Source organism: Faecalibacterium sp. 7 (assembly GCF_049562865.1).
GTDB classification, from domain to species: domain Bacteria; phylum Bacillota; class Clostridia; order Oscillospirales; family Ruminococcaceae; genus Faecalibacterium; species Faecalibacterium wellingii.
The window spans coordinates 1028034-1051493 of the sequence record NZ_CP186911.1 but is presented as its reverse complement, the minus strand read 5'-3'; the positions used below and the strand labels follow the sequence as shown (position 1 = coordinate 1051493).

Genomic DNA, 23460 nt, shown 5'->3' with positions numbered 1-23460 from the left:
GCAGTCAGAACCCACTTTATGACAATAACAAGCCCAGTTTTTCGTGCATACTGCTCTGAAATCTTGGATACATCATACAATCCAGCCCATTTTCCAACTTTTCTGTGTCATTCGTCTTGGAAAGTCATCAGACAACTTCAGACATAAAAAGTCCCCGCACAGACCTTGCGCTGTGCGGGGACGTAAAATGCAGCGGCGTCAGGTTTCCCATTCGCCGTCGTAAAGCTTTCGGATGCAGTTGCGGTTGAAGTTCAGGTGCATCACCATGGCGGACCGGGCGCCAATGGGGTCATGCCGGGCAATGGCTTCGGTGATCATGCGGTGGGTCAGGATGGTCTCCTCCGTCAGCTTTTTGTGGGTGACATTCACGAACATCATGACCGCCGTATCGATAATGGGGATCAGCTGCTCCACCACCATGTTCTTGCTGCTCTCTGCGATGCAGGTATGGAATGCGATGTCGTCCTCAATGTACAGATCGCCGCTGTGGATCTTGTTCTCCACCCGGTCGCACAGGCGCTGGATGCGCTCGATGTCCTCGTCGGAAGCGTTCAGCGCTGCCATCTCGGCCATGCCCGGTTCCAGCAGCAGGCGCACATTCACCAGATCCAGCGCCAGCGCGTTCTTGTCCTGCACGCTGCGCAGGTTCAGCGGGTCCGAAAGGCCCTTGGCGGTCGTGACCACATAGGTGCCGGAGCCCCGCCGCACCTCCACGATGCCCTTGCTGGACAGCAGCTTCACCGCTTCGCGCACGGTGCTGCGGCCCACGCCGAACTTTTCGCCCAGTTCAAATTCATTGGGCAGCTTGGTGCCCGGCTCCAGCGGCGTGTCCAGAATATAATGGTAGATCTCATCCTCCACCTGCTCGGCCAGAAGCTTGTTTTTCAGATGAGAAAATTCGCTCATGGGTGCTCCCTCCCCTTTTTTGAGCTTATTATAAGGCAGCCGTGCAGGCAAAAGCAAGGGCCGTCCGCTTTTTCGTTCCCTGCGTAACAGACCCGGCAGGCAGAAACACCACTGCCCCCGCCCGCCGGGGGATAGGAGAAGTCCGGCAGACGAGGGCAGCAGTGCTGTATCAGGATAGAGAGATCGCTTAGTTTTTGCCCTTGGGCAGCAGACCGGCGCGTTCCAGAGCCGGACGCAGGGCAAGGTACAGGATCACCACGCACACGGTGGAAGCCACACTGTTCACAAAGGTGATGCCGCCTGCAATTTTGGTCAGCGCCTGTGCCACGGTGTATTCCTGACCAAAGATGTACACATTGCGGAAGTAGCCAAGGAAGGGGTCGGTCAGCACGTTCAGGAACAGGCCGGAACCGGCAGAGACGATCACCTTTGCCAGATAGCCGGAGCTGTGCCTGTCCAGCTCGCGCAGCTTGAAGACCTTGTGCGCCACAGCACCGCAGGTGATGCCGATGATGAACTTCAGCACAAAGGTGGTGACGGCGTAGCCCGGGTCACCGGCCAGGATATCGGCCAGCGCCAGACCAATGGCACCGGCCAGACCGCCGGATACACCGTCCAGCAGCAGAGCGGTCAGGGCGGTGAAGGTGTTGCCCAGATGGAACGACGAACCGCCGTAGAACGGCACACGGAAGAACAGATAGGCCACAAGGCTCAAAGCGGCCATGACGCCGGTGAGGGCCAGCTCCTCGGTGGTGAAGGTGCGCTTGTACAGCACACTGCCAATGACGATGGCGATGACAACGACTGCCAGCAGCAGCCACATTGCAGTAGTAGACATGATTTACTTTCCCTCCAATTTTCCAAAATACCAGCCCAAACCCATGCGAACTTGTCAGGGCGAGGCCCTTCCATCTTGCCTGCGGCAAGACCGTTCGCCGCTTCAAAGCCCCACTGGGGCTTTGATTGCTTCGCAACCGCTTACCTACAATCCTACTTGACATTTGGGTGTCCAGCGGGTATGCTCCTATTATACGCAGAACTGACACCATGAAAATACCCAGAACAAAGTTTTTTTATGGTATCAGTTTGGCGCAATACCCAAACAGGAGGGATGCTTTATGGTCCATCTGACCACAGCGCTGGACCCATCTTCCAGCGTGCCGCTGTACGAGCAGCTGTACCACAGCCTTGCCGGAGAGATGCGCAGCGGTACGCTTTCGGCAGGCGTCCGGATGCCCGGCAAGCGGCGTCTGGCGGCAGAGCTGTCCGTCTCGGTGAACACGGTGGATGCCGCCTATCAGATGCTGGCGGCGGAAGGATATCTGGAGTCCCGGGAGCGCAGCGGCTTTTATGTACAGGAGTATCTGGCCCTGCCCTCCCGCCCGGCCGGTCTGCCCCAGCCGCCGGCGCCGCCTGTGCCGCCCCCCGCGCCGCCGGTGCGATACGACCTTTCCACCCGGGGCGTGGACCCGGGGCTGTTCCCCTTCCGCACATGGGCGCGGCTGCAGAAGGAGCTGCTGTACTCTTCGCCGGAGCTGCTCACCCACGGCGATGCGCAGGGCGACCCGGCCCTGCGGCGGGCACTGGCCGAATATCTTTCCGAATACCGGGGCGTGCAGTGCGGGCCGCACCAGATCGTGGTGGGAGCCGGTCTGGAATACCTGCTGAGCCTGCTGGCCCCGCTGCTGCCGGGCATGGCCGCAGTGGAAACGCCGGGCTACCCCCGCGCAAAACAGGTGCTGGAAAACAGCGGCGTGCACTGCTGCTGCCTGCCGGTGGACGGCGATGGTCTCTCGGTGGAGGCGCTGAACCGGTCGGATGCGGCGGTGTGCTACGTCACGCCCAGCCACCAGTTCCCCACCGGCGTCACCATGCCGGCGGGACGCAGAGCCGAGCTTCTGCACTGGGCAGCCCGCCGGCCGGGCGGGCGGTACATCATAGAGGACGACTACGACTCCGAGTTCCGTTTTGACACCCGTCCCCTGCCCAGTTTACAGGGCATGGCGGGTGCAGACGGCCCGGTGGTGTACCTCTCCACCTGCTCCCGCAGTCTGGCTCCCAGCATCCGCATTGCCTATATGGTGCTTCCGGAACACCTTCTGCCCGCATGGAGAGAGAAGTACCGGCTCTATTCCGGCACCGTGAGCCGCTTTGAGCAGCAGACGCTGGCCCGGTTCATCACAGAAGGCTATTTTACCCGGCATCTGGCCCGGGAGCGGGTGGCCTACAAGGCCCGGCGGGACGCACTGGCTGCAGCGCTGACGGCAGCCTTCGGGCCGGAGGAGCTGACCCTTGCGGGCCTGCACACCGGTCTGCATCTGCTGGCAAAGCTCAGGGACCCGCCGCCGGACGACGCCCTGCGCCGCGCCGCCGAAGTCGAAGGCGTACAGCTGGGCCTGCTGAGCGATTATGACCTGACCGGCGAAGCCCCCTCGGCGGCGGGCACGCTGGTGCTGGGCTACGGCTCCTTGAAGGACGAGGCCTGTGCCTCGGTGGGCGAAACGTTGAAAAAGGTCTGCACGGCGGCGCGGGAAGCGTCCGTGACCGTGTAGGTGCCGCTGGCGGCATCCCACCGGCCGGGCAGAGCCTGCGCTTCCACGGCGGCACCGTTGTTGGCCAGAAATTCCAGCGTGCGGCCCAGCGCGTCGTAGTCCAGCGCGGTCAGGTCGGTGAGCAGCAAAGAGCTGACGCCCCGCAGCGCGTCCGGCAGGGTGGTGGGCAGCAGCTCTGCATTCTGCCGGAAAAAGGCGTCCCACGCGGCTGCACGGGCCGCCGCAGTGCGCTGGGGCGAGAGCGCAGTGTCCGCCTGCAACTGGCACAGAAACACATGGGCATCCCCGGCCGAAATGCCCTGTACCGCCCGGCTGCGGCCATAGCGGGCAAGCTCGTTTTCGGTCAACGCGCCGGAAAAGCCGATCCGGACCGGGCCGTAGCGGCTGGCAATGCGCTCCAGCACATCGGGAGAGAAGGCCAGATACCGGGTATCCTCCGGCAGAGCAAGCACCTGCATCAGTGCTTCCCGGCAGCGGGCCGGGCCTGCCGCGGCATAGCACTGCGCAAGGGCCGCCTGCTCATCGGCAAAGGGCACTGTGAGCACAGCGGGCACGCCGAGCAGATGCACGCAGTTCTGGCTGGCGTTCAGGTAGGCCAGCACAAAGCCTGGCTGTTCGCCGGAGACGCACAACAGCACCGTGAGCTGATCGGTCGTCCGGGGCAGCTGAACGGGCACGCCGCTCTCGCTGCGGGCCGCCTGCCGCAGCTGGGCACGCAGCTGCTGGCGGGACAGCAGCACCGTGCCGCCCACCAGCGGGACCAGAACCAGCAGCGACGCCAGCAGCGATGTCCAGAAAGGTCTCCAACCTCCACTGCGCATGGTACATACCGCCTTTCGGTTTTTGCATAAAGCTTTGGCCCATAGGCAAGACTTTATGCAGAAAAGGAGGCGTTTGCAGATGAAACACAACAAAGAGACCGCACCATCCACAGAAAAAGAGCGGGAGGACTTCTGGCTGGAGATCGGCCCGGCCAGTGCCTATTACGGCACAGATTCCTATGAAACAGCCAGAGAAAACGGCGATGCCAGCCCGGACGGGAAGCGTCTTGGCTTTGACGGCGCAGAGCCGGGCACCGGCCCCCGTGGAGCTGCGCCGGATAGCCCCGCACTGGAACCTTGGGATGATCTGCCGCCCATCGACCGGCCCTGAAAAGTCACACCAAAATAAAATTCATCTGTCTGCATAACAGATGAAAAAGCAGCATATGATATACAAAATGTCTTGCGCACAAGGACAGAATATGGTATAGTCTTTCTATCGCGCACAGCTGTGCGCCGGAAGAACTGAAAAAGACGTGTACGGCAGGCAGTGTCCGTGCACTCTGGAGAAGCCCGCGTTTCAGAGCGGCGGGTGCCGAAGGTGTAAGGCCGCAGGGAAAGGCGGCTGTATCTCTCAGGCAAAAGGACAGAGCCATCGTCTTTGCGCAATGGGGCGCAGCCGGGATTGCGGCGCGCCCCGGCTGCGGAAAATGAGAGCGTTCCGAATTTTGCGGACAGAGCCTTTGGCGGGTTCTGTCCGCTTTTGTTTTGTGTATAGGGGGAAAAGAGAGAATGGTCGAGATGATCACACAGGTGAACAACGCCGTCAACGGTGTGGTGTGGGGGCCCTTTGGTCTGGCGCTGCTGTTCTGCACCGGCTTCTGGATGAGCGCCCGCACAGGCTTTTTCCAGTTCCGCAAAATGGGCTACTGGCTCCGGCACACCATCGGCGCGATCTTCACCAACAAGGACATCACCGCGCACACCAGCAAGGAGGACATGGCCATCAGCCAGTTCCAGAGCATGTGCACGGCACTGGCGGGCACCATCGGCACCGGCAACATCGTAGGTGTGGCAACGGCCATCGTCTCCGGCGGCCCGGGTGCCATCTTCTGGATGTGGGTCATGGCATTGCTTGGCATGATGACCAGCTTTTCCGAGAATGTGCTGGGCGTCTACTACCGCCGCAAAAACGAAAAGGGCGAGTGGTCGGGCGGTGCCATGTACTACCTCACCGACGGTCTGGGCGCGAAAAAGGGCTGCCGACAGATCGGCAGAGTGCTGGCGGTGCTGTTTGCCTGCTTCTGCATCCTTGCATCCTTCGGCATCGGCAACATGAGCCAGATCAATTCCATTGCCGGCAACATGAACGCCGCCTTCGGCGTGCCGACCCTCGTCACCGGCCTGTGCCTGATGGCGGTCACAGCCCTCATTGTCATTGGCGGACTGAAGCGGGTGGCCGCTGTCACCGAGAAGCTGGTGCCGCTGATGGCACTGTTCTACATTGCAGGCGCACTTGTGATCGTGGTGCTCCACGCAGGCAATATCCCGGCAGCATTTGCCGCCATCTTCAAGGGTGCCTTCAACCTGAACGCCGCAGGCGGCGGTGCCCTGGGCTACGGCATCAGCCAGACCATCACATGGGGCTTCAAGCGCGGTGCCTTCTCCAACGAAGCCGGTCTCGGCTCTGCCGTCATGGTCAACTCGGCCTCCAACGTCAAGGAGCCGGTGCATCAGGGCATGTGGGGCGTGTTTGAGGTGTTTGCGGATACCATCGTGGTCTGCACGCTCACCGCGCTGGTCATTCTGACCACCGGCGTTGTGGATCTGCAGAGCGGTGCGGTGCTGGTCGGCGTGCAGGACAACGCGCTGGTGGGTCAGGCGTTCACCGCAGCCTTTGGCAGCTTCGGCCCCAAGTTCATTGCCATCTCCATCCTGCTGTTCGCCTACTCCACCACGCTGGGCTGGAGCCACTACGGCACCAAGGCTGTGGAGTACCTGTTCGGCGCCGCCGGGAGCCGCATCTACAAGGTGGTGTTCGTGTGCATGACTGTGGTGGGCGCTACCATGAAGCTGGGTCTTGCGTGGGATCTTTCCGACACTTTCAACGGTCTGATGATGATCCCGAACCTCATCGGCGTGCTGGTGCTGTCCGGCACTGTGGTGGACATCACCCGCAACTACTTCGACCGCAGGGTGAAGGGCAAGGACATCGAGCCCATGTGGTCGGCCTTCCCGGAATACCAGAAACAGGAAGAAGCGGAAGCCGCTGCAGAGGAAGCAGAGCTGGAAAAGGCCGCGAACAAATAAAAAAAGAGACGCAGGGGCCGTCCACAAATCGTGGACGGCCCCTGCGTTTTATCATCATTCTTTTTCCAGCAGCAGGAACCGGAACGAGATCTCAGTCTCCAGCTCCGGCAGGGCGGCAAGACGTTCTGCACCGCCGCGGGGCGTTTTCCAGTAGTAAGGCGTCATGGCGAACAGGGCTTCCAGCTGGTCCTGCGGCACCGTGATGCGGCCCGACACCTTCCGCTCTCCAATGGCCCGGAAGCCTGCGTAGGCGATCTGCTGCACCGGGTTTTTATACGGTTTTTCGTAAAGCACCGCTTTCATCTGATAGAGGTGCTCCGCACCGGGCACCACGTAGATTGATCCGCCCGCCCGGGCGCAGCACCCGCAGGAACTCCTCCTGCGCAAAGGGCGAAAAGCAGTTCAGCAGCAGGTCGGCCCAGCCGGTGCGCACCGGCTGGCTGAAGCTGGACGCCACCGCATACTGTGCCGTGGGCAGAGCCTTTGCGGCCAGACGCACCGCAGGCTTTGCGATATCAAAGCCCGCCAGCTGCACCCGGCTGCCCTTTTCGGCAAAAGCCTGTGCGATGCAGCGGTCGTACCAGCCCTCACCGCAGCCCGCATCCAGCAGATGCAGCGGCGCATCCGGCGCGGCAGGCAGGCCGTATTCCAGACACAGCTCTCCCAGCGCCCTGCCGAAGATGCCGTAGTATCCGGCATTCAGAAACGCGCGGCGGGCCGCTACCATCTCTTTGCTGTCGCCGGGGGCCTTGGTGCGCATGCTCTGCACCGGCAGCAGGTGCCAGTAGCCCTCCTTTGCACGGTCGAAGCAGTGGCCCTTTGTGCATTTCAGGGTGCTGTCGCCGGTCAGTTTTTCCCCGCACAGCGGGCACTGCCATGGGGCAAACGGTTCATTTTTGCTCATACTTCGTCGCTGTGATCCTCAATGGGGGCAGTTGCGCCGCCGTGGGCATTCATATATTCCTCAAAGTTGGTGAACTTCTGCTGCGGCGGGCGGCGGCTGATGAGCACCAGACCCGGGTCTTCGTCCCGTACAGCGGCACGGCTGCGGCGGCCGGACTCCGTTTTGGGTGCGCGGGCCGCTGCGGGCTGGGCGCTGCGGGGGCCGTTCTGACGGCTGCGGGGACCGTTGTTTGCGCTGCGGCCCTGCTCCGCGTTCTGGTTCTGAGCGACAGGCTGACCGTTCTGGCGTGCCGGGCGTTCATTGCGGCGGCCGCGCGGGCCCTGACTGCCGCCGGACTGCTGTACAGGCTGCGCGGCGGTGCGGATGGCCGGGGCGGCAGGTGCAGCCGGGGCCTTCTTGGCCGGGCGCAGCGGCGTGGCCTCCGGCGCACTGACAAAGTGCGGGTCAAACTTGGGCTGTGCATTGCTGCCGCGGGCAGGAGCATTCTGTTCCCGGCGCGGGCGGCTGCCAGTATTGGAACGGCGGTCGCTGCTGCGTCCGCCGGAAGTGCGCTTGGTATCATCCATGAGTGGTTCCTCTTTTTCGATTTTTACAGGCTTCGCCTGCACTTTGGGTGCGGGTGCGGCCTTTTTTTCAGGCTTTGCTTCGCTCTTTGCAGGCTTTGCCTGTTTTGCGGCCTGCTTTTCTGCCGGTTCGGCGGCAGCGGCCTTGGGCTTTTTGCCGCGCACGGGCGGCTCCGGGCGCACCGGCGCGGGCACGCCGTCCCACGGGTGGCCGCTCACCACAGGATCTTGCGGCGGTTCAGCTTTTCGATGCCCGCCAGATACTCCTGCTCCTCGGGTGCGCAGAAGCTGACCGCCGTACCGTCGGCACCGGCACGGGCCGTGCGGCCGATGCGGTGCACATAGGTCTCCGGCACCTCGGGCAGGTCGTAGTTGAACACGTGGGACAGCTCGCTGATATCGATGCCGCGGGCGGCGATATCGGTGGCCACCAGCACCTTGGTCTTGCCGGCCTTGAAGTTTTCCAGTGCGGTGACGCGGGCGGTCTGGCTCTTGTTGCCATGGATCGCCGCAGCCGGGATGCCCTGCTTGGTGAGGTCTTTTGCGATCTTATCCGCGCCGTGCTTGGTGCGGCTGAACACCAGCGCATTCACCACCGGGGGCTGCAGGTTCTTGATGAGCCAGGGCAGCAGGAATTTCTTGTTGCCCTTTTCCACATGATACAGGCTCTGCTGGATACGGTCCACGGTGCTGGACACCGGGTCCACCTTGACAAAGGCGGGCTTGCGCAGGATGCCGGCCGCCAGATGCTCGATCTCGGTGGGCATGGTGGCGCTGAACATCAGGTTCTGGCGCTCCCCGGGCAGCTTTGCGATCACCTTTTTCACGTCGTGCACAAAGCCCATATCCAGCATCCGGTCGGCTTCGTCCAGCACAAAGATCTCAAGGTCCGACAGGTCGATGAAGCCCTGCCCGATCAGGTCGTTGAGCCGTCCCGGGCAGGCAATGAGGATGTCTACCCCCTTTTTGAGCGCTTCCACCTGCGGTGCCTGCCCTACGCCGCCAAAAATGACGGTGCTGCGCAGCTTGAGATACTTGCCGTAGGCGTCAAAGCTCTCGCCGATCTGCAGGGCAAGCTCACGGGTGGGGGTCAGGACCAGGGCGCGGATGGCCCCCTTTCTGCGGGGCGCATTGGCCGTGAGCCGGTCCAGCATGGGCAGCGCAAAAGCAGCCGTCTTGCCGGTACCGGTCTGGGCACAGCCCATCAGATACCCGGCCGGACAGCACCGGCGGGATCGCCGCCGCCTGAATGGGCGACGGGGTCTCATAGCCTGCTTCCTGCACAGCGCGCAGGAGCGGGGCGGACAGATTCAATTCTTTAAAAGTCATGGTTCTCCTAATTATTTCTCATGTGATTCGTTCGGCACACAAACCCTCTCCGGCTCGCGTTCGCTCGCCAGCTCCCCCAAAGGGGGAGCTTTTACAAGAAGGATCACTTTTGTGCACATCCCGAAGAGCCCCCCTGAGAGGAAAGACTTCCCCCGGCCGGGGGAAGATGTCGCGCAGCGACAAAAGGGGGAATCTGGCAAAACCGTCAGGTTTTGACTGAGAGGCTTATTCCGTAATTTTCCGGCACTCCACGTAGTACCGCTTTTCCTCGGCGTGGCCCATGCTGAAGGTCTTGCGGGGCAGCACGCCGCCCATCACAACGCCCTTGAACAGGTCGCTCTTGGCAAACGGCGGCATCAGAAAGGCCACAGCACCCTTTTTGCACAGGGCGCGGACGGCAGGCTCGTCGTGGACGTAATCCACCCGTGCCTCCGTGTGGCGTTCCATATAGTCCGCAATAAAATCGTCGATGGTGCCCACGGTCAGCGGCTCGGTGGGGTTCTCGAAGCTGAGCACGTTGGACATGTGCGGCCCTGCCAGCGTGAAGGGCTGCTGCTTGCTGCCGCCGAAGCAGCAGCCGACCATATTGGAGTCGCTCCACGTGATCAGGCTCAGCAGCACCGTGGCGCAGTCCACATTGAACAGCACCCGGTGGATGGGCTCGATCTCGATGGCGGGCGAGTGCACATTGCACACCTCGGCCAGACACCAGCGGGCGGGATGCACCGCGGCCTGCTCCGGCGTCAGGGTCTTTTTCAGCTCCTCCCAGCAGGCTTTTGCGGTGGCCAGCGAATGGTTGCCGTCGCCCACGGCCAGCGTCAGCGGGTCGCGGCGGGTGGCATCCGGATACTTTTTGTCAAACTCTTCCTGACTGCCCAGCACGGCCAGTGCATCCTCGATCTGCGCGATGAGGGCAGGGTCTTCCACGGCCCAGCCCGCAATGTGGCCGCCGTTCAGCATCAATTCGCCCTCGTATACCTTGGGCAGCTCCTGTTTGTGCGCCGCCACCGGCTCGATGAGGGTGCAGCCCGGGTCATCGGCCAGCATCATGATGTGAGGCGTTTCCAGACTGGCACCGGTGCGCACCTTCATGCGGGGCGGGATGCGGCTTTCCACGGTGCTCTCGCTGGGGCGCACCGTGCATTTCTCGCCCCGGCGGTAGCTGTAGGCTTCCAGATCCACCATGCCCACAAGGCCCTGCCGCACCTTGCCGCTCTGCTCGGTGCGCTCTACGTAGATAAAGCCGTCCACCGCGCGGGTGAGCACATTCTGTGCGTAATCGTCCATGGCGGCGTGGATCTTTTCAATGCGGGCGTCCGCATCGCCGTCCTCCAGATAGACCTCCGGCAGGATCAGATTCAGGGTGCTGGGACTGCCCGCTGCTGCGGCCTCGGCCTTCTGCCAGTAATCCCGGTCACTGGTGAACTGGTCGCAGGCGATGCAGCCCCACTTTTCCAGCGGGATCTGTGCCGAAGGCAGAAGGATATGGGCCGGTGCAAAGCAGGATTTGGTATTCATAGCAGATTCCTCCCTCTTATAAAACCAGAGACGTTACTGGAAAATGTCGGCGCTGTGCAGCACCAGATGCTGCACGCCCTGTCCGGCGGCAGACTGCTCCAGTGCGGTGCGGCTGTCGGCGTCCACCGCCTTGTCTGCCGTCACCAGCAGGTTGTCCATGCCCAGCGTCACAGCGGGCACATCCAGCGACACGCTGTTGGTGTTGCACTGATCCAGCGTGTAGCTGAACCACAGGGTCATGCTGCCCGCAAAGCGGCTCTGCAGGGCGGCGATATCCGCCTTGAGCTGATCCGCGCGGGAAACGCCGCTGGTCTCGCCGTAGTCCTGTTTGCGGCTGAGCTTCGGGAACTGGACATTGGTCAGGACTACCTGCTCAAAGCCCATGCCCTGCACCTCGGCCACAAGGTCGCCTACATATTCCACTGCCGCAGCGGAGTAGGGGTTCAGCCATGCATTGCCGTCCTTCTGGGCGTCCAGCCACAGGCCGTCGCCGTAGTGGATAGCCATGCTGCGGTCAGTGCGGGAGGAGATGGGGTCCTTGAAGGCTGCAAGCTGGGCCACAGGGATCACGCCCTCTTCCCGGAAGATAGCCGCGATGCGGGCCGGGTCCACGGTGGTACCGGCAATGCTCTGGGCGGCAGCCGGCACCTGCGAAGCGTAGCAGATGCTGCCGTCCGGTGTTTTCAGGGTCACAAGGCCGTAGTCTGCCCCCTGTGCCTTGAGCTGCTGTGCCGCCGCACGGATGGATGCGTCATCGGCAAGGGCGCTCACGTCCACCGCAGCCCAGCTGCCGCCGGTGACGGCCCTGCCGTCCAGTCCCTTGGGCTGTTCCGGCTCCGGCTGGGACGAGGCCGCTTCCTCTGCCGCCGCAGATGCAGCTGCTTCGGAGGAAGCCGCTGCGCGGGATGCAGATTCCGCTTCCAGATCCCGGTTCTTCACCACGGTGTACCAGGTGTGCGTGGCCCAGTCCAGCACATGGGGTGCCGCCAGCCATGCCGCGCCCAGCACCACCAGCACCAGCACCAGGATGCCGACGCCGCGCTTGATGCGGGCGCCCCGGCTGTAGAAGCTGCGGTGGTAGCGCTTGACCTTCTGCCGTTTATACTTTGCCATTGTCGATCCTCCTCCCTGCAAAAATCACAGGATCACAGAATGTCCGGTAAAACCATAGATCGCCAGTGCCAGCACACCGATGTACACCAGCGTGATGGGCAGGCCGCGGAAGGCTTCCGGGATGGCCTTGCTGCGCAGGCGGTGGCGGGCTTCCGTTACCAGCAGCACTGCCAGCACATAGCCAAGGCCGCTGCCCAGACCAAACCCGAGGGACTGGCCCAGCGTAAAGCTCTGGGTGCGCTCCACCAGCACGGTGCCCAGCACACAGCTGTTCAGGCCCGCCAGCGGAACGATGCGCAGCAGCGCACTGCGGTGCGGCAGGCCCTTTGCCAGCCACAGCACCGCGTGTTCCAGCAGGCACACCACGGCGATGCTGGCAATATAGACCAGCGGGCGCAGCTGGACACGGTTTGCCAGCGGCGCGATCCGGCTGCCGGCATACCATGCAAAGGGCGTTACCATGATCTGGGTGATGCACAGCTGCATACCGAACAGCCAGCTGCTGGTGCGGTCATCGCCCACCAGCTGCACCAGACGGGACACGCCCAGCGCACGGGTAAAGACGGCGTTCTGTGCGAACACCGCCAGCAGTGCATAGTTGAAGAACACTGCACTGGTCGTAACAACATCTTTCATCCTTCGCGGTCCGCCTCCTTCTGGGAATGCACATCCACAAGGTTGCCCGCCTCTTTGGTGAGATATGCCCTGCGCTTTGCGGCCAGCGCACGCCATACCGCGCAAAGCACGCCCAGCACGATAAAGCCGCCCGCCGGCATCCCGGCCATGGGCAGCACCGGGCGGCTGACTGCCACGCCGAACACGGTGCCTGCGGCCAGCCATTCACGGATGCAGCCCAGCAGCACCAGCAGCAAAGCATAGCCCACGGTGATGCGCAGGCCCTTGGAAACGGCCTTGCGCACCGTCTCCTGTACGCGGCCGAAACGGTAGGTCAGCAGCGGCTCCACCGTGAGCATGGGCAGATAGATGCCAAGGCTCAGCAGGCCGGTGCCGAACAGCATGTTCAGGATGGGGTACACCGCCAGATACACCACAGCAGTGCTGAAGCCGTACACCAGTGCACGGGGCAGCAGCTTTTTCTGCAGCGTTTCCGGGGCAGGGTCCTCGTCGTACAGGGGCACAAGGCGGCTCAGCAGGCAGGCCAGCACGCGGGAGGGCACCAGCAGCAGCGCCACCGCCGCCGCCAGCATCACCGCATTCTGGCCGCTGGTGGCAAGCACCACCAGCGGGGCCAGACCCATGCCCTGCATGACCACCGGGTTATTCAGGAACACCCGGTCATGGTGGGCAAATTTGCCGGGGTCTTTTACGATCAGTTCAGCTTTTGCGCGTCTCATTGTGCTGCCCCCTTTCCGGCATCTGCCTGCAGATGGGTCAGGTGATACAGCTTTGCCTCGGTGCGGTCGATCCATGCCGAAACACTGTTGACCACCAGCAGCGCAAAGCATACACCGGTCTCATACACGCCGTAGTAGCGGAAGCCCATGCTCACAACACCCACCAGCACACCGTACAGGATGCGGCCCATGCGGTGGTGCACGCAGGTATAGGGTTCGTTGAGCAGGAACACTGCGCTGAACAGGATCGCGCCGGTGAGCAGCTCGTCCCGCACGCACCGCAGGCGGGGCAGCACATTTGCCAGCACGGCGCTGTCGGCCAGACCCGCCTGCCGCGGGAAGAGGAAGGCGATCAGGGCACAGGTGAGCAGAAAGCTGACCGAGGCAGACATGTGGGCATCCTTCTGGGTCCACAGGAACAGGCCGCAGGCCAGGATCACCAGCGCCGCGCCGGTGCCCATGGGGGCGGCATACTCGCCCAGACTCAGCACCAGCGAACGGATGTTCAGCATACCGCCGCTGCGCAGGGTGTCCTCAATGGTGCTGGACACCGGCACCATGGAAGCGTCCCACAGGGGGATGCTGGTGTAGGGCTGGGGGTAGCGGAACACCTGCTCCGGCCATGACACCGCCGCCACCACATAGCCCACAGCGGCGGGGTTGAAGGGGTAGCTGCCGTAGCCGCCGAAGATCTCCTTGCCGATGAGCACACCGGCAAGCACTGCGATGATCAGAACATAGATATCCACCGTTACCGGCATCAGCAGGGCGATGACGAGCGCAAAGCTCTCGTTGGAAAAGTCACCGGCCTGATACACGCGGCGGCGCAGCAGCGAAACGAGACGGTCGCACAGATTTCCGGTGAGCACCGCGATGCCGCACAGCAGCAGCGGGCGCACACCGTACAGGAAGCAGGCCATCCACAGCACCGGCACCGCCATAAAGCAGATATGCTTATAGTAGCGGCCGGTCTTCTGGAGCTGCGCTTCCTGTTCCCGGATCAAAGATTCATCCATAAATGGTTTTCCTTTCAAGGGTCAAAGGCTGGCGAGGTGCTGCACCGCTGCAGCAGGGTCTGCTGCACCGAACACCGCACTGCCCGCCACCAGAATATCGGCACCCGCTTCCACGCACTGGGGCGCGGTGGTGCTGTCCACACCGCCGTCCACTTCCAGCAGGTAGTGTGCGCCGCGTGCCGCGCGCTCCGCCTTGAGCCAGCGCAGCTTGTCCAGCGCCGAGGGCATGAACTTCTGCCCGCCGAAGCCGGGCTCCACGCTCATCACCAGCACAAGGTCCAGCTGGTCAAGATAGGGTGCCAGCGCCTGCGGGTCGGTGCCGGGCTTGATGGTCAGGCCCACCTTGCAGCCCAGCGCCCTGACCGCATCGATGGTGGCCTGAATATCGTCCTCGCACTCAAGGTGGAAGTTGTACAGGGTGGCACCGGCCTTGATGAAGGCTTCCGCATACTGCAGCGGGTGGCTGATCATCAGGTGCACATCATAAAAAGCATCCGGCAGGTTTTTGTGCAGGCTCTTGAGCACCGGCACACCAAAGCTGATGTTGGGCACAAAGTGGCCGTCCATCACATCGTAATGCAGCATCTGTGCACCGGCGTCCAGCACCATGCGGCAGTCTGCACCCAGTTTGCCAAAATCAGCAGAAAGAATCGAAGGACTTACGATCGCCATATTCTATCTTTACGCTCCGTTATTTTATAGTTTATTATTCCCCATTGTCCCACTGTTGTGCCGGTTCACGGCCTCTGAAACAGCATGGACATGGTTATCTTTTAGTTTACATGAAAACGCCCAAAAAATCAAACCCGCCAACGGCTTTTTCACCGAAATGACGTATTTGGAAAGATCTGTCCATTTGCGGCATTTCTTTTATCAGCCAAACCATCCAGAATGGCCTCCGCTTCGCTCTGGCCATAGTCAGCGGAAATTTGATTTTCATTTCGCGTTTGTCGCGCTCTGCTGAGCGCGACAAACGCATTTTCACGAAAAAGGTCGGTACGGAAACCTGCATTTTCCAGCCTTGCTGCGCGGATCGCTCCCGCAGGATGCCAGCGGCAGCAGATGCCTTTTATCCTGACGGCCCTTCCTGTGAAAACGCAATTCAGAAAAGCCCGCAGGCTTTTCTGAATTGCAAATATAAAAATTTTCTTCCTTACTTTATAGCCAAAGCGAACGCGGCGGCTATTTTTAATCGTTGACACAACAAACAGCCAGACCGCCCCGCTCCATGGGACAGTCTGGCTGGAAGTTCATTCTACGGGCTTCATGCTGGCGGGGTCTTCCACAACGGGCTCTCCGCCGGCCTCATCCGGCAGGCGCTTCATGCCGCCGGGGTTCGGCGCCACGGTGGGCAGGGTGAACACGAACCGGCACCACTCGCCCTGCTGGCTCTCCACCCGATCTGCCCGCCGGAAAGGTTCACCAGCACCTTGCAGATGTTCAGGCCCAGACCCGCGCCCCGGGCGTGCAGGCCGCGGGAGCGGTCCTCCTTATAGAACCGCTGGAACACGTAGGGCAGCGCCTCCGGGCTGATGCCCTGACCGGAGTTCCAGATGGAGATCTCGGCTTCCGGGCCCAGCTTTTCCACCCTGAAGCGGATGGTGCCCCCTGCCGGGGTGAACTTGATGGCGTTGTCCAGCAGGTTATACACCACCTGATGGATCAGGTCGGGGTCGGCGTAGACCAGCACCTTTTCGTCCATGGTCAGGCCGTCGATGTCGATCATGCCGTCGTTGATGCGCTGCTCTGCCGACAGCGCCACGCCGGTGATGGTCTCCCAGATGTTGAACATCCGGGCGTTCACCTGATATTCGCCGCTTTCCAGCTTGGAGAGATCCAGCATGTTCTGGATGAGCCGTGCCAGACGGCCCGTTTCCTCGCTGACCAGCTGCAGGTAGTGGTTCTGCATATCCGGCGGGATGGTGCCGTCCAGAATGCCGTCCACAAAGCCCTTGATGGTGGTCATGGGGGTGCGCAGCTCGTGGGCGATGTTGCCCATGAACTGGCCCCGGGAGTTGTCGTTCATCTGGATGTTGTCCGCCATGCGGTTGAAGGTGCGGGCAAGGTCTGCCACCTCGCCTTCGCCCTCCACGCCTTCCACGCGGACCGAAAGGTCTCCGCCGCCAAAGCGCTGGGCGGCGTCCGTCACCTTCTGCAGCGGGTCGGTGAGCTGGCGCATCAGGATCTTGGTCAGGATGCTGGCGCACAGCAGCATCACGCAGGCCGACAGCAGGAAGTTGGACCAGAACTGCTGCTTGAACTGGGTCAGCTGCTCGCCGGAAGAGCACAGGAACAGGTAGCCGCTGGGCTGGCCGTGCTCATTGCGCATTTCGCTGACCGTGATGTAGCTTTTCCCGTCCAGCATACCGTCCAGCGTGCCGAACACATGGTAGTAGTCCGCATCGGCAGTGTCGATCTTCTCCATCATTTCTTCCGGCACGGTCAGGCTTTCCAGCTTGTCCGGGCTGGAGGCGATCATCACCCGGCCGTCGTTGTCGGTAAAGAACAGATAGGCCTCTGCGCTCTCGCCGATGATCTCCAGTTTGGTGCTCAGTGCGTCCAGCTCATCGCCTTCCGGCAGCTCCGCCTGCTGGACCAGATACTGGGCCGTGCGCTGGGTGACGCCCACCACCTGATCCAGTGTTTCGTAGCGGTCCTTGGCGAAGTAGTTCTTGAACAGCACCCACTCCGAAGCTCCCATCAGCACGATGCCCAGCACCATCAGGGTGGACACCAGCGAGAAGAACGCCACCGAGATACTTTTGCGCATTACTGACGCACCTCGAACTTATAGCCAACGCCCCATACGGTCTTCAGCTCCCATTTGTCGGAAGCACCGGCCAGCTTCTCGCGCAGGCGCTTGACATGCACATCAATGGTGCGGCTGTCGCCGTAATACTCAAAGCCCCACACCTCGTCCAGCAGCTGGTCGCGGGTGTAGACGCGGTTCGGATGGGAGGCCAGACAGTTCAGCAGTTCCAGCTCCTTGGGGGGAGCCTCCACCACCTTGCCCTTGACCCGCAGCTCATAGCTGTTCATGTCCAGACGCAGGTTGTCGAATTCGATCACGCCCTCGGTGCTCTCGGCAGCGGCAGTGGTGGTCTGGCAGCGGCGCAGCACCGCCTTGATGCGGGCCACCACTTCCTTGGCGTCAAAGGGCTTCACCATGTAATCGTCTGCGCCCAGCTCCAAGCCCAGCACCTTATCAAAGGTCTCGCCCTTGGCCGTGAGCATCATCACCGGGGTGTTGCCCGCCTTGCGGATGCGGCGGCAGACCTCCAGCCCGTCCATCTTGGGCATCATCACATCCAGCAGCACCATATCGGGCTTGACCTGATTGAACTTTTCCAGACCTTCTTCGCCATCGTTTGCCACCGTGACCTGATAGCCCTCCTTAGTCAGGTACAGCCGCAGCAGCTCGCAGATATTGGTATCGTCGTCCACAACGAGGATCTTTTCGTTGGCCATAATGATTTCCTCCCATTTTATCGGATGCCCGCCGGGGCGGACAGAGCAGCAAAGTATTCCACTTCTTATTATACGGAAGAGTTATGACAAAATAAAGAAGGATTTGTATGATTTTTTCACGATTCCGGCCCGGCCTTACTCGATCATCAGCCGGATGATCTCCTCATTGGTTTCCTTCATGCCGTCCTTGCCCAGACGTCCGATGCCCTTGATGGTGGTCTCGATGTCCTTCATCACGATGCCGTCGCCGCCCTTGAACTCCTGATGGCACTTGTACATGTTGTAGCCCAGCAGCGCCGCGTCCACCGAGGATGCGATCTTTGCCGCGCAGGAGGCCTTTGCGCCGTCGCACACGATGCCGGACACGATGGCCAGCGCATTGACCACCGTGTGGATGGCGGCCTGATAGCCGTCGCCGCACAGATATACGATGCCCGCGCCAGCGCCCGCACCGGCGCTGACTGCGCCGCAGTAGGCGGACAGGGTGCCGATGCCGGTCTTTTCGTGGATGGCCACCAGATTGGAAATGATGAGGGCACGGTAAAGCTTTTCCTTGCCGCTGTGCAGCTCCTTGGCGTATTCAATAAGCGGCACCGAGCAGGTGATGCCCTGATTGCCGCTGCCGGAGTTGATGATGACCGGCAGCTCGCAGCCGTTCATGCGGGCGTCCGAACCGGCGGCTGCCTTGGCCTTGGCCCGGATGGACACATCATTGCCGTAAGTAGAAAGCAGCACCTGGCCGATGTTCGCGCCATAGTCGCCCAGAAGGCCCTCCTCTGCAATGGCGTTGTTGTAGCGGATCTGGCGTTCCAGCAGATCTGCCACATCCTGCAGGTCGGCGGTCTCGGCAAAGTCCCAGATGTCCTTCATGTTCAGCAGGCTGCGGTCAGCCCGGCTGTCCCGCCGGGCCTCCTCGTTCAGCAGCGGCTTTTCGTAGAGCACCCGGCCATTCTTTTCGATCAGGCAGATGTTGGTGTGAAAATCTGCAATGCGCACCTTTGCGTAGGAATCTCCGCTGCGCTCGGTAACGATGATATCGAACACATGCCCCTGCTCGATGTGCTGGATGGAAATGGGCACCGTCTGCAGATAGTCCCGGATGGCAGCCTTCTTGTCCTCGCTGACCTCCGAGATTACTTCCAGCTCCTTTTCTGCCGAGCCGGCGATGATGCCCGCTGCCACAGCGGCTTCCATGCCTTTCAGGTGGCCGGTGTTGGGCACGATGACGCTCTTCACGTTTTTGATGATGCTGCCACTCACCTGCAGCTGCACGCTCTCGGGCAGTGCGCCCAGCACCTCGCGTGCCCGGGCCGCAGCATAAGCCAGTGCAATGGGCTCTGTGCAGCCCATTGCCGGGATGAGCTCTTCTTTTAATATTTCTACATACGCCTGATAGCGCGGATCACTGCGTTCCATGACGGTTCCCTGCCTTTCCTGTCGATTCAATATTTACCAACAGGAGTAGTATACTATAAAACCCGCGCAATGTAAAACAAATTCTTTCCCGCCCGCAGGACCGGCTATTGCAAAGCGCAGACCGCAGAAGTAGAATAGGAGCATCCAAACCGATAAATCCATGGAGGGTCTTCCAATGATCGAAAAAGAAGTACAGGAGCTGCTGTCCTTCATTGACGGCAATCCCACCGCATACCACACCACTGCATCCGTCCGGAACATTCTGCTGAAGGAAGGCTTTTCCGAGCTGCTGGAGAGCCGCCGGTGGCAGCTGGAACCCGGCAGGAGCTATTTCGTCTGCCGCAACGGCTCCAGCATCCTTGCGTTCCGCATGGGAGAGCAGCTGGAAAACTACAGCTTCAACGTGGCTGCTGCCCACACGGATTCCCCCTGCTTCCGCATCAAGGAAAACGCCGAGATCCACATGAGCCGGAAGTACACCAAGCTGAACACCGAGGGCTACGGCGGCATGATCTGCTCCACATGGATGGACAGGCCGCTGTCGGTGGCAGGCCGCGTGCTGATAAAGGAGAACAATGCCATCACTTCCCGCCTGCTCACGCTGGACCGCGACCTGCTGATGATCCCCAGCGTAGCCATCCACATGGATCGCGACGTCAACGACAGGGCTTCCTACAACAAGCAGGTGGATATGCTGCCTTTGCTGGGCGGTGCCGCCGAGGAAGGCGTGCTGAAAAAGCTGATCGCCGCCGAGCTGCAGGTGGCAGAAGAGCAGATCCTTGGCAGCGACCTGTTCCTCTGCATCCGTGAAAAGGCCGCCGTCTGGGGCTGCAATGAGGAGTTCATCTCCTCCGGCCGTCTGGACGACCAGCAGTGTGTGTTCGGCATCCTGAAAGGTTTTCTGAACGCACACAGCACCCAGTCCATCAACGTTGCCGCCTTCTTCGACAACGAAGAAGTGGGTTCCGGCACCAAGCAGGGCGCAGCTTCCACCTTCCTGTACGATGTACTGCACCGCATCGCGCAGAACGTCTGCCCCGGCGATGAGGACTTCCACCGTGCGGTGGCGTCCAGCTTCATGTTCAGCGCCGACAACGCCCACGCCGTGCACCCCAACCACCCGGAATACACCGATGTGAACAACTGCACCTACATGAACGAGGGCGTTGTGGTCAAGGTCCACGCCGGCCAGAAGTACACCAGCGACGGCATGAGCATGGCCGTGGCAAAAGAGCTTGCCGCCCGCGCCGGTGTCCCGCTGCAGTATTTTGCCAACCGTTCCGATAAAGTCGGCGGCAGCACTCTGGGCAACCTTGCCATGGCGCAGGTATCCATGAACTGCGTGGACATCGGCCTGCCGCAGCTGGCCATGCACTCCTGCTACGAGACCGCCGGTGCCCGGGACACCGTTTCTCTCATCCGGCTGATGGAGGAATTCTACGCCAGCCACTTTGAAGAGACCGCATCCGGCACCCTTACCATCAGCAAGTAAGGCCCGTACAACCTGAATTATAAGGACCGCTCTTGGAAAAGCAGCACTGCTCTTCCGCGGGCGGCTTTTCGTTTCCGCTTAAGTGAGTATTGAGAAAAAACGTCCATTGTGCTACAATTATTCTGTTATAATATCGCTTTTTACCGCAGCGTAAAATCTTTTTCGCAAGGAGTATAATAAAATGAAATTAGGTATCGTCGGCCTGCCGAATGTCGGCAAGTCCACTCTGTTCAATGCCATCACCTCCACCAAAAACGCAGAAGCCGCAAACTATCCCTTCTGCACCATCGAGCCGAACAGCGGCATCGTAGCCGTGCCGGACAAGCGTCTGGACAAGCTGGCCGAGATTTGGCAGACCAATAAAAAGACCCCTGCCATCGTGGAGTTCGTGGATATCGCGGGCCTTGTGAAGGGTGCCAGCCAGGGTGCGGGTCTGGGCAACAAGTTCCTGGGCCACATCCGCGAGTGCGACGCCATTGTGCATGTGGTGCGCTGCTTTGACGATGACAACATCATCCATGTGGTGGAGGATGTTTCCAAGGCCGAGGCCGTGGACCCCATTGCTGACATCGATGCCATCGACTACGAGCTGATCCTGTCCGACCTTGAGGTGGTGCAGAACCGCGCAGGCCGCATGGCAAAGGCTGCCAAGAGCGGCAACAACAAGGGCGCTGCCGCCGAAGCCGCATGGCTGCAGCAGCTGGCCGATCACCTGAGCGCAGGCAAGCCTGCCCGCAGCTTCGATTTTGACGAGGGCGATGCCGAGCAGCAGACCGTGCTGCACGAGATGGGTCTGCTGAGCGCTAAGCCGGTGCTGTACGCCTGCAACGTGGGCGAGGACGACCTGATGGAGGGCATCGAAAACAACAAGTATGTCCCGCTGGTGGCCGCACGCGCCAAGGAAGAGGGCGCACGCTACATTCCCATCTGCGCCAAGACCGAGGAGGATATCGCCGACTACTCTCCCGAGGAAAAGAAGGCTTTTCTGGCTGAAATGGGCATTGAAGCCAGTGGTCTGGACAACCTCATCACCGCCAGCTACGACCTGCTGGGCCTGATCTCCTTCCTGACCGACGGCAAGAAGGAGTGCCGCGCATGGACCATCCGCAAGGGCACCAAGGCACCGCAGGCTGCCGGCAAGATCCACAGCGATTTCGAGCGCGGCTTCATCCGCGCCAGCGTCATTGGCTACAGCGATCTGGAAGCCAACAACTTCGATTACGCTGCCGTCAAGGCCAAGGGTCTGCAGCGCACCGAGGGCAAGGAGTACGTTGTCAACGATGGCGATGTGATCGAGTTCCTGTTCAACGTTTGATTTTCGGCAAAGATGCCGCTTTCGGTTTCGCCCCTTCCCGTGAAAAAGTAAGCTCCAAAAGCCCGCAGGCTTTTGGAACTTACAAAATCAAAAATAACTTTCCGCTATATATGGCCAGAGCGCACGCGTCGGCCATTTAAAATCGTAAATGAGGTTTCCTATGATTTTCGGTATTATGGGCGCAATGCCCGATGAAGTCGATCAGCTGTGTGCAAAGCTGGAGAATGTCACCGTGGAGCCCTACGGCGGCGTGGATTACCACAAGGGCACGCTGGCCGGCAAACAGGTGGTGGTGTGCTGTGCCGGCATGGGCAAGGCCAATGCCGCCGCCACCACGCAGGTGCTCATCACAAAATTCGGCGCCGAGAAGATCATCTTCTCCGGCATCGCAGGCAATATGACCTCGAAGATCGGCATTGGCGATGTGGTTATCGGCAAGACCGTGCTGTACCATGACGCCCAGCTGGATATGATCTGCCAGAATCCGCCGTTCCTCAAGGAATACACCGGCGACCCGGAGCTGATCGCCGCCGCCGAAAAGGCCTGCGCCGATGCAGGCGTGAAGGCTCTGGTGGGCAAGATCGCCACCGGCGACCTGTTTGTGGGCGACAGCGAGACCAAGGCTGCCATTGAAGCCAAATGCGCCCCTGACTGCGTGGAGATGGAAGGTGCCGCTGTGAGCCAGATCGCCGCCAAGAACGGTGTGCCCTGCGTCATCCTGCGCGCCATGAGCGACAACGCCGATGAGGACGGCCACGAGGTGCTGGTGGTGAAAAAGTTCAGCATTGCGGAATATGTAGCCACCGCCACCAGGATCGTGGCCGCGATGGTGGAAGCACTGTAAAAAAGAACCCTCTCAGTCAATGCTTCGCATTGCCAGCTCCCCCGAAAGGGGGAGCTTTTGACATTCCGGAAACGTTTTCCGTTTTGCCAATGGCTCGCCTTTCGGGAGAGCTGGCGAACAAAGTGAGCCTGAGAGGGTTTTCTTTTACAAAAACTGTTCCAGCTTTACCCGGCTGTCCTCCTGAAACTCCTGCAGCCTTTGGGCAAGGCGCTTTGCGCCGGGCGCGGCATTGGGGTAATCCTTCTGGGCCTTTACGCAGTCCACCACCCCCATGCCGCTGCCCTGCGTGAGCATTTCGGCCAGATTGCGGGTGGATTTGTCCGTCAGGGTCTTGATGCCGATGCCCATTTTTGTGTTCAGCTTTGCCATGGCGCTCTGCCCCTGCGCGGTGCCGCCGCAGGCCTCGATGGCGGTGTGTGCTTCCTGATTGAGCTGGTGGTACACATTGCGCTGGCGCAGCAGCTCGGCCTTGAACTGCACATCATCGGTCATCGGCACGATCTGTTCCAACGTATTCTTGCCCATCTCCGTGTTCTGCACCACGGCTTCCAGCAGGTTCAGGTTGTCGTTCTTCTGGTTTTCCATACAAAAAATCCCC

Annotated in this window: 20 protein-coding genes, 2 pseudogenes and 1 riboswitch; of the genes and pseudogenes, 6 read left to right on the top strand and 16 right to left on the bottom strand. The window is 61.0% G+C overall.

The window, feature by feature from the left end; translation table 11 throughout:
• Window positions 1-198: 198 nt before the first annotated feature.
• Both ACKXF7_RS05160 and ACKXF7_RS05155 read right to left on the bottom strand, forming a co-directional pair.
• On the bottom strand, window positions 199-906 hold the full coding sequence (locus tag ACKXF7_RS05160) for a FadR/GntR family transcriptional regulator (RefSeq protein WP_339396015.1): 708 nt from the start codon (window positions 904-906) through the stop codon (window positions 199-201).
• Between the two features lie 187 nt (window positions 907-1093).
• Window positions 1094-1744, bottom strand: a complete 651-nt coding sequence (locus ACKXF7_RS05155; protein WP_348584795.1) for an ECF transporter S component — start codon at window positions 1742-1744, stop codon at window positions 1094-1096.
• A 280-nt stretch (window positions 1745-2024) separates the two neighbouring features.
• Between ACKXF7_RS05155 and ACKXF7_RS05150 the strand changes: the two genes are divergently transcribed.
• The gene (locus ACKXF7_RS05150) at window positions 2025-3458 is read left to right on the top strand and encodes a PLP-dependent aminotransferase family protein (protein ID WP_423742328.1); all 1434 of its coding nucleotides are present in this window, start codon (window positions 2025-2027) and stop codon (window positions 3456-3458) included.
• Here ACKXF7_RS05150 and ACKXF7_RS05145 read toward each other — a convergent pair.
• A complete protein-coding gene (locus tag ACKXF7_RS05145; protein WP_423742327.1) occupies window positions 3365-4279 on the bottom strand; it encodes a hypothetical protein in 915 nt (304 codons plus the stop codon). The genes ACKXF7_RS05150 and ACKXF7_RS05145 overlap by 94 nt on opposite strands.
• Before the next feature lie 79 nt (window positions 4280-4358).
• Here ACKXF7_RS05145 and ACKXF7_RS05140 point away from each other — a divergent pair, with 79 nt between their 5' ends.
• Complete coding sequence (locus tag ACKXF7_RS05140) at window positions 4359-4610, top strand: hypothetical protein (RefSeq protein WP_423742326.1); 252 nt, start codon at window positions 4359-4361, stop codon at window positions 4608-4610.
• 162 nt (window positions 4611-4772) lie between these two features.
• Window positions 4773-4879: riboswitch (glycine riboswitch) on the top strand.
• Window positions 4880-5011: 132 nt separating this feature from the next.
• Window positions 5012-6529, top strand: a complete 1518-nt coding sequence (locus ACKXF7_RS05135; RefSeq protein ID WP_423742325.1) for an alanine/glycine:cation symporter family protein — start codon at window positions 5012-5014, stop codon at window positions 6527-6529.
• A gap of 54 nt (window positions 6530-6583) precedes the next feature.
• On the opposite strand, the pseudogene ACKXF7_RS05130 reads toward ACKXF7_RS05135, so the two are convergent.
• The 12 genes and pseudogenes from ACKXF7_RS05130 to ACKXF7_RS05075 all read right to left on the bottom strand — a co-directional run bounded on the left by ACKXF7_RS05130 (window position 6584) and on the right by ACKXF7_RS05075 (window position 19211).
• Window positions 6584-7433, bottom strand: a pseudogene (locus tag ACKXF7_RS05130) (putative RNA methyltransferase).
• Window positions 7430-9325 (bottom strand): annotated as a pseudogene (locus tag ACKXF7_RS05125) (DEAD/DEAH box helicase). Before ACKXF7_RS05125 ends, ACKXF7_RS05130 begins: the two co-directional pseudogenes overlap by 4 nt.
• Before the next feature lie 225 nt (window positions 9326-9550).
• A complete protein-coding gene (locus tag ACKXF7_RS05120) occupies window positions 9551-10843 on the bottom strand; it encodes a DUF1015 domain-containing protein (protein WP_339396007.1) in 1293 nt (430 codons plus the stop codon).
• Window positions 10844-10876: 33 nt separating this feature from the next.
• The gene (locus ACKXF7_RS05115; protein ID WP_249237553.1) at window positions 10877-11956 is read right to left on the bottom strand and encodes a putative glycoside hydrolase; all 1080 of its coding nucleotides are present in this window, start codon (window positions 11954-11956) and stop codon (window positions 10877-10879) included.
• 24 nt (window positions 11957-11980) lie between these two features.
• On the bottom strand, window positions 11981-12592 hold the full coding sequence (locus tag ACKXF7_RS05110) for an Rnf-Nqr domain containing protein (RefSeq protein WP_423742324.1): 612 nt from the start codon (window positions 12590-12592) through the stop codon (window positions 11981-11983).
• Window positions 12589-13311 carry an Rnf-Nqr domain containing protein gene (locus ACKXF7_RS05105; protein ID WP_423742323.1) on the bottom strand — a complete coding sequence of 241 codons (723 nt, stop codon included), beginning with the start codon at window positions 13309-13311 and terminating at the stop codon, window positions 12589-12591. Before ACKXF7_RS05105 ends, ACKXF7_RS05110 begins: the two co-directional genes overlap by 4 nt.
• Window positions 13308-14327: an RnfABCDGE type electron transport complex subunit D gene (locus ACKXF7_RS05100; RefSeq protein WP_348584785.1), complete on the bottom strand. Its 1020-nt coding sequence runs from the start codon at window positions 14325-14327 to the stop codon at window positions 13308-13310. The genes ACKXF7_RS05105 and ACKXF7_RS05100 overlap by 4 nt, the downstream gene beginning before the upstream one ends.
• A gap of 21 nt (window positions 14328-14348) precedes the next feature.
• Window positions 14349-14999 carry a ribulose-phosphate 3-epimerase gene (gene rpe / locus ACKXF7_RS05095; protein WP_249237557.1) on the bottom strand — a complete coding sequence of 217 codons (651 nt, stop codon included), beginning with the start codon at window positions 14997-14999 and terminating at the stop codon, window positions 14349-14351.
• A gap of 149 nt (window positions 15000-15148) precedes the next feature.
• Window positions 15149-15529 carry a hypothetical protein gene (locus tag ACKXF7_RS05090; protein ID WP_423742322.1) on the bottom strand — a complete coding sequence of 127 codons (381 nt, stop codon included), beginning with the start codon at window positions 15527-15529 and terminating at the stop codon, window positions 15149-15151.
• Between the two features lie 119 nt (window positions 15530-15648).
• Complete coding sequence (locus tag ACKXF7_RS05085; RefSeq protein ID WP_423742321.1) at window positions 15649-17097, bottom strand: HAMP domain-containing sensor histidine kinase; 1449 nt, start codon at window positions 17095-17097, stop codon at window positions 15649-15651.
• The gene (locus tag ACKXF7_RS05080; RefSeq protein ID WP_005938284.1) at window positions 17097-17795 is read right to left on the bottom strand and encodes a response regulator transcription factor; all 699 of its coding nucleotides are present in this window, start codon (window positions 17793-17795) and stop codon (window positions 17097-17099) included. Before ACKXF7_RS05080 ends, ACKXF7_RS05085 begins: the two co-directional genes overlap by 1 nt.
• 135 nt (window positions 17796-17930) lie before the next feature.
• On the bottom strand, window positions 17931-19211 hold the full coding sequence (locus ACKXF7_RS05075) for a serine dehydratase subunit alpha family protein (RefSeq protein ID WP_423742320.1): 1281 nt from the start codon (window positions 19209-19211) through the stop codon (window positions 17931-17933).
• Window positions 19212-19386: 175 nt separating this feature from the next.
• Between ACKXF7_RS05075 and ACKXF7_RS05070 the strand changes: the two genes are divergently transcribed.
• The 3 genes from ACKXF7_RS05070 (at window position 19387) to ACKXF7_RS05060 (ending at window position 22862) form a co-directional block, all read left to right on the top strand.
• The gene (locus ACKXF7_RS05070) at window positions 19387-20703 is read left to right on the top strand and encodes a M18 family aminopeptidase (protein WP_423742319.1); all 1317 of its coding nucleotides are present in this window, start codon (window positions 19387-19389) and stop codon (window positions 20701-20703) included.
• Between the two features lie 181 nt (window positions 20704-20884).
• Window positions 20885-22018, top strand: a complete 1134-nt coding sequence (gene ychF / locus ACKXF7_RS05065; RefSeq protein WP_097777075.1) for a redox-regulated ATPase YchF — start codon at window positions 20885-20887, stop codon at window positions 22016-22018.
• Between the two features lie 160 nt (window positions 22019-22178).
• Window positions 22179-22862, top strand: coding sequence for a 5'-methylthioadenosine/adenosylhomocysteine nucleosidase (locus ACKXF7_RS05060; protein WP_348584780.1), 684 nt, complete (start codon window positions 22179-22181; stop codon window positions 22860-22862).
• A 144-nt stretch (window positions 22863-23006) separates the two neighbouring features.
• Here ACKXF7_RS05060 and ACKXF7_RS05055 read toward each other — a convergent pair whose 3' ends face one another.
• Window positions 23007-23447: a hypothetical protein gene (locus ACKXF7_RS05055; protein ID WP_249237563.1), complete on the bottom strand. Its 441-nt coding sequence runs from the start codon at window positions 23445-23447 to the stop codon at window positions 23007-23009.
• Between the last annotated feature and the right edge of the window lie 13 nt (window positions 23448-23460).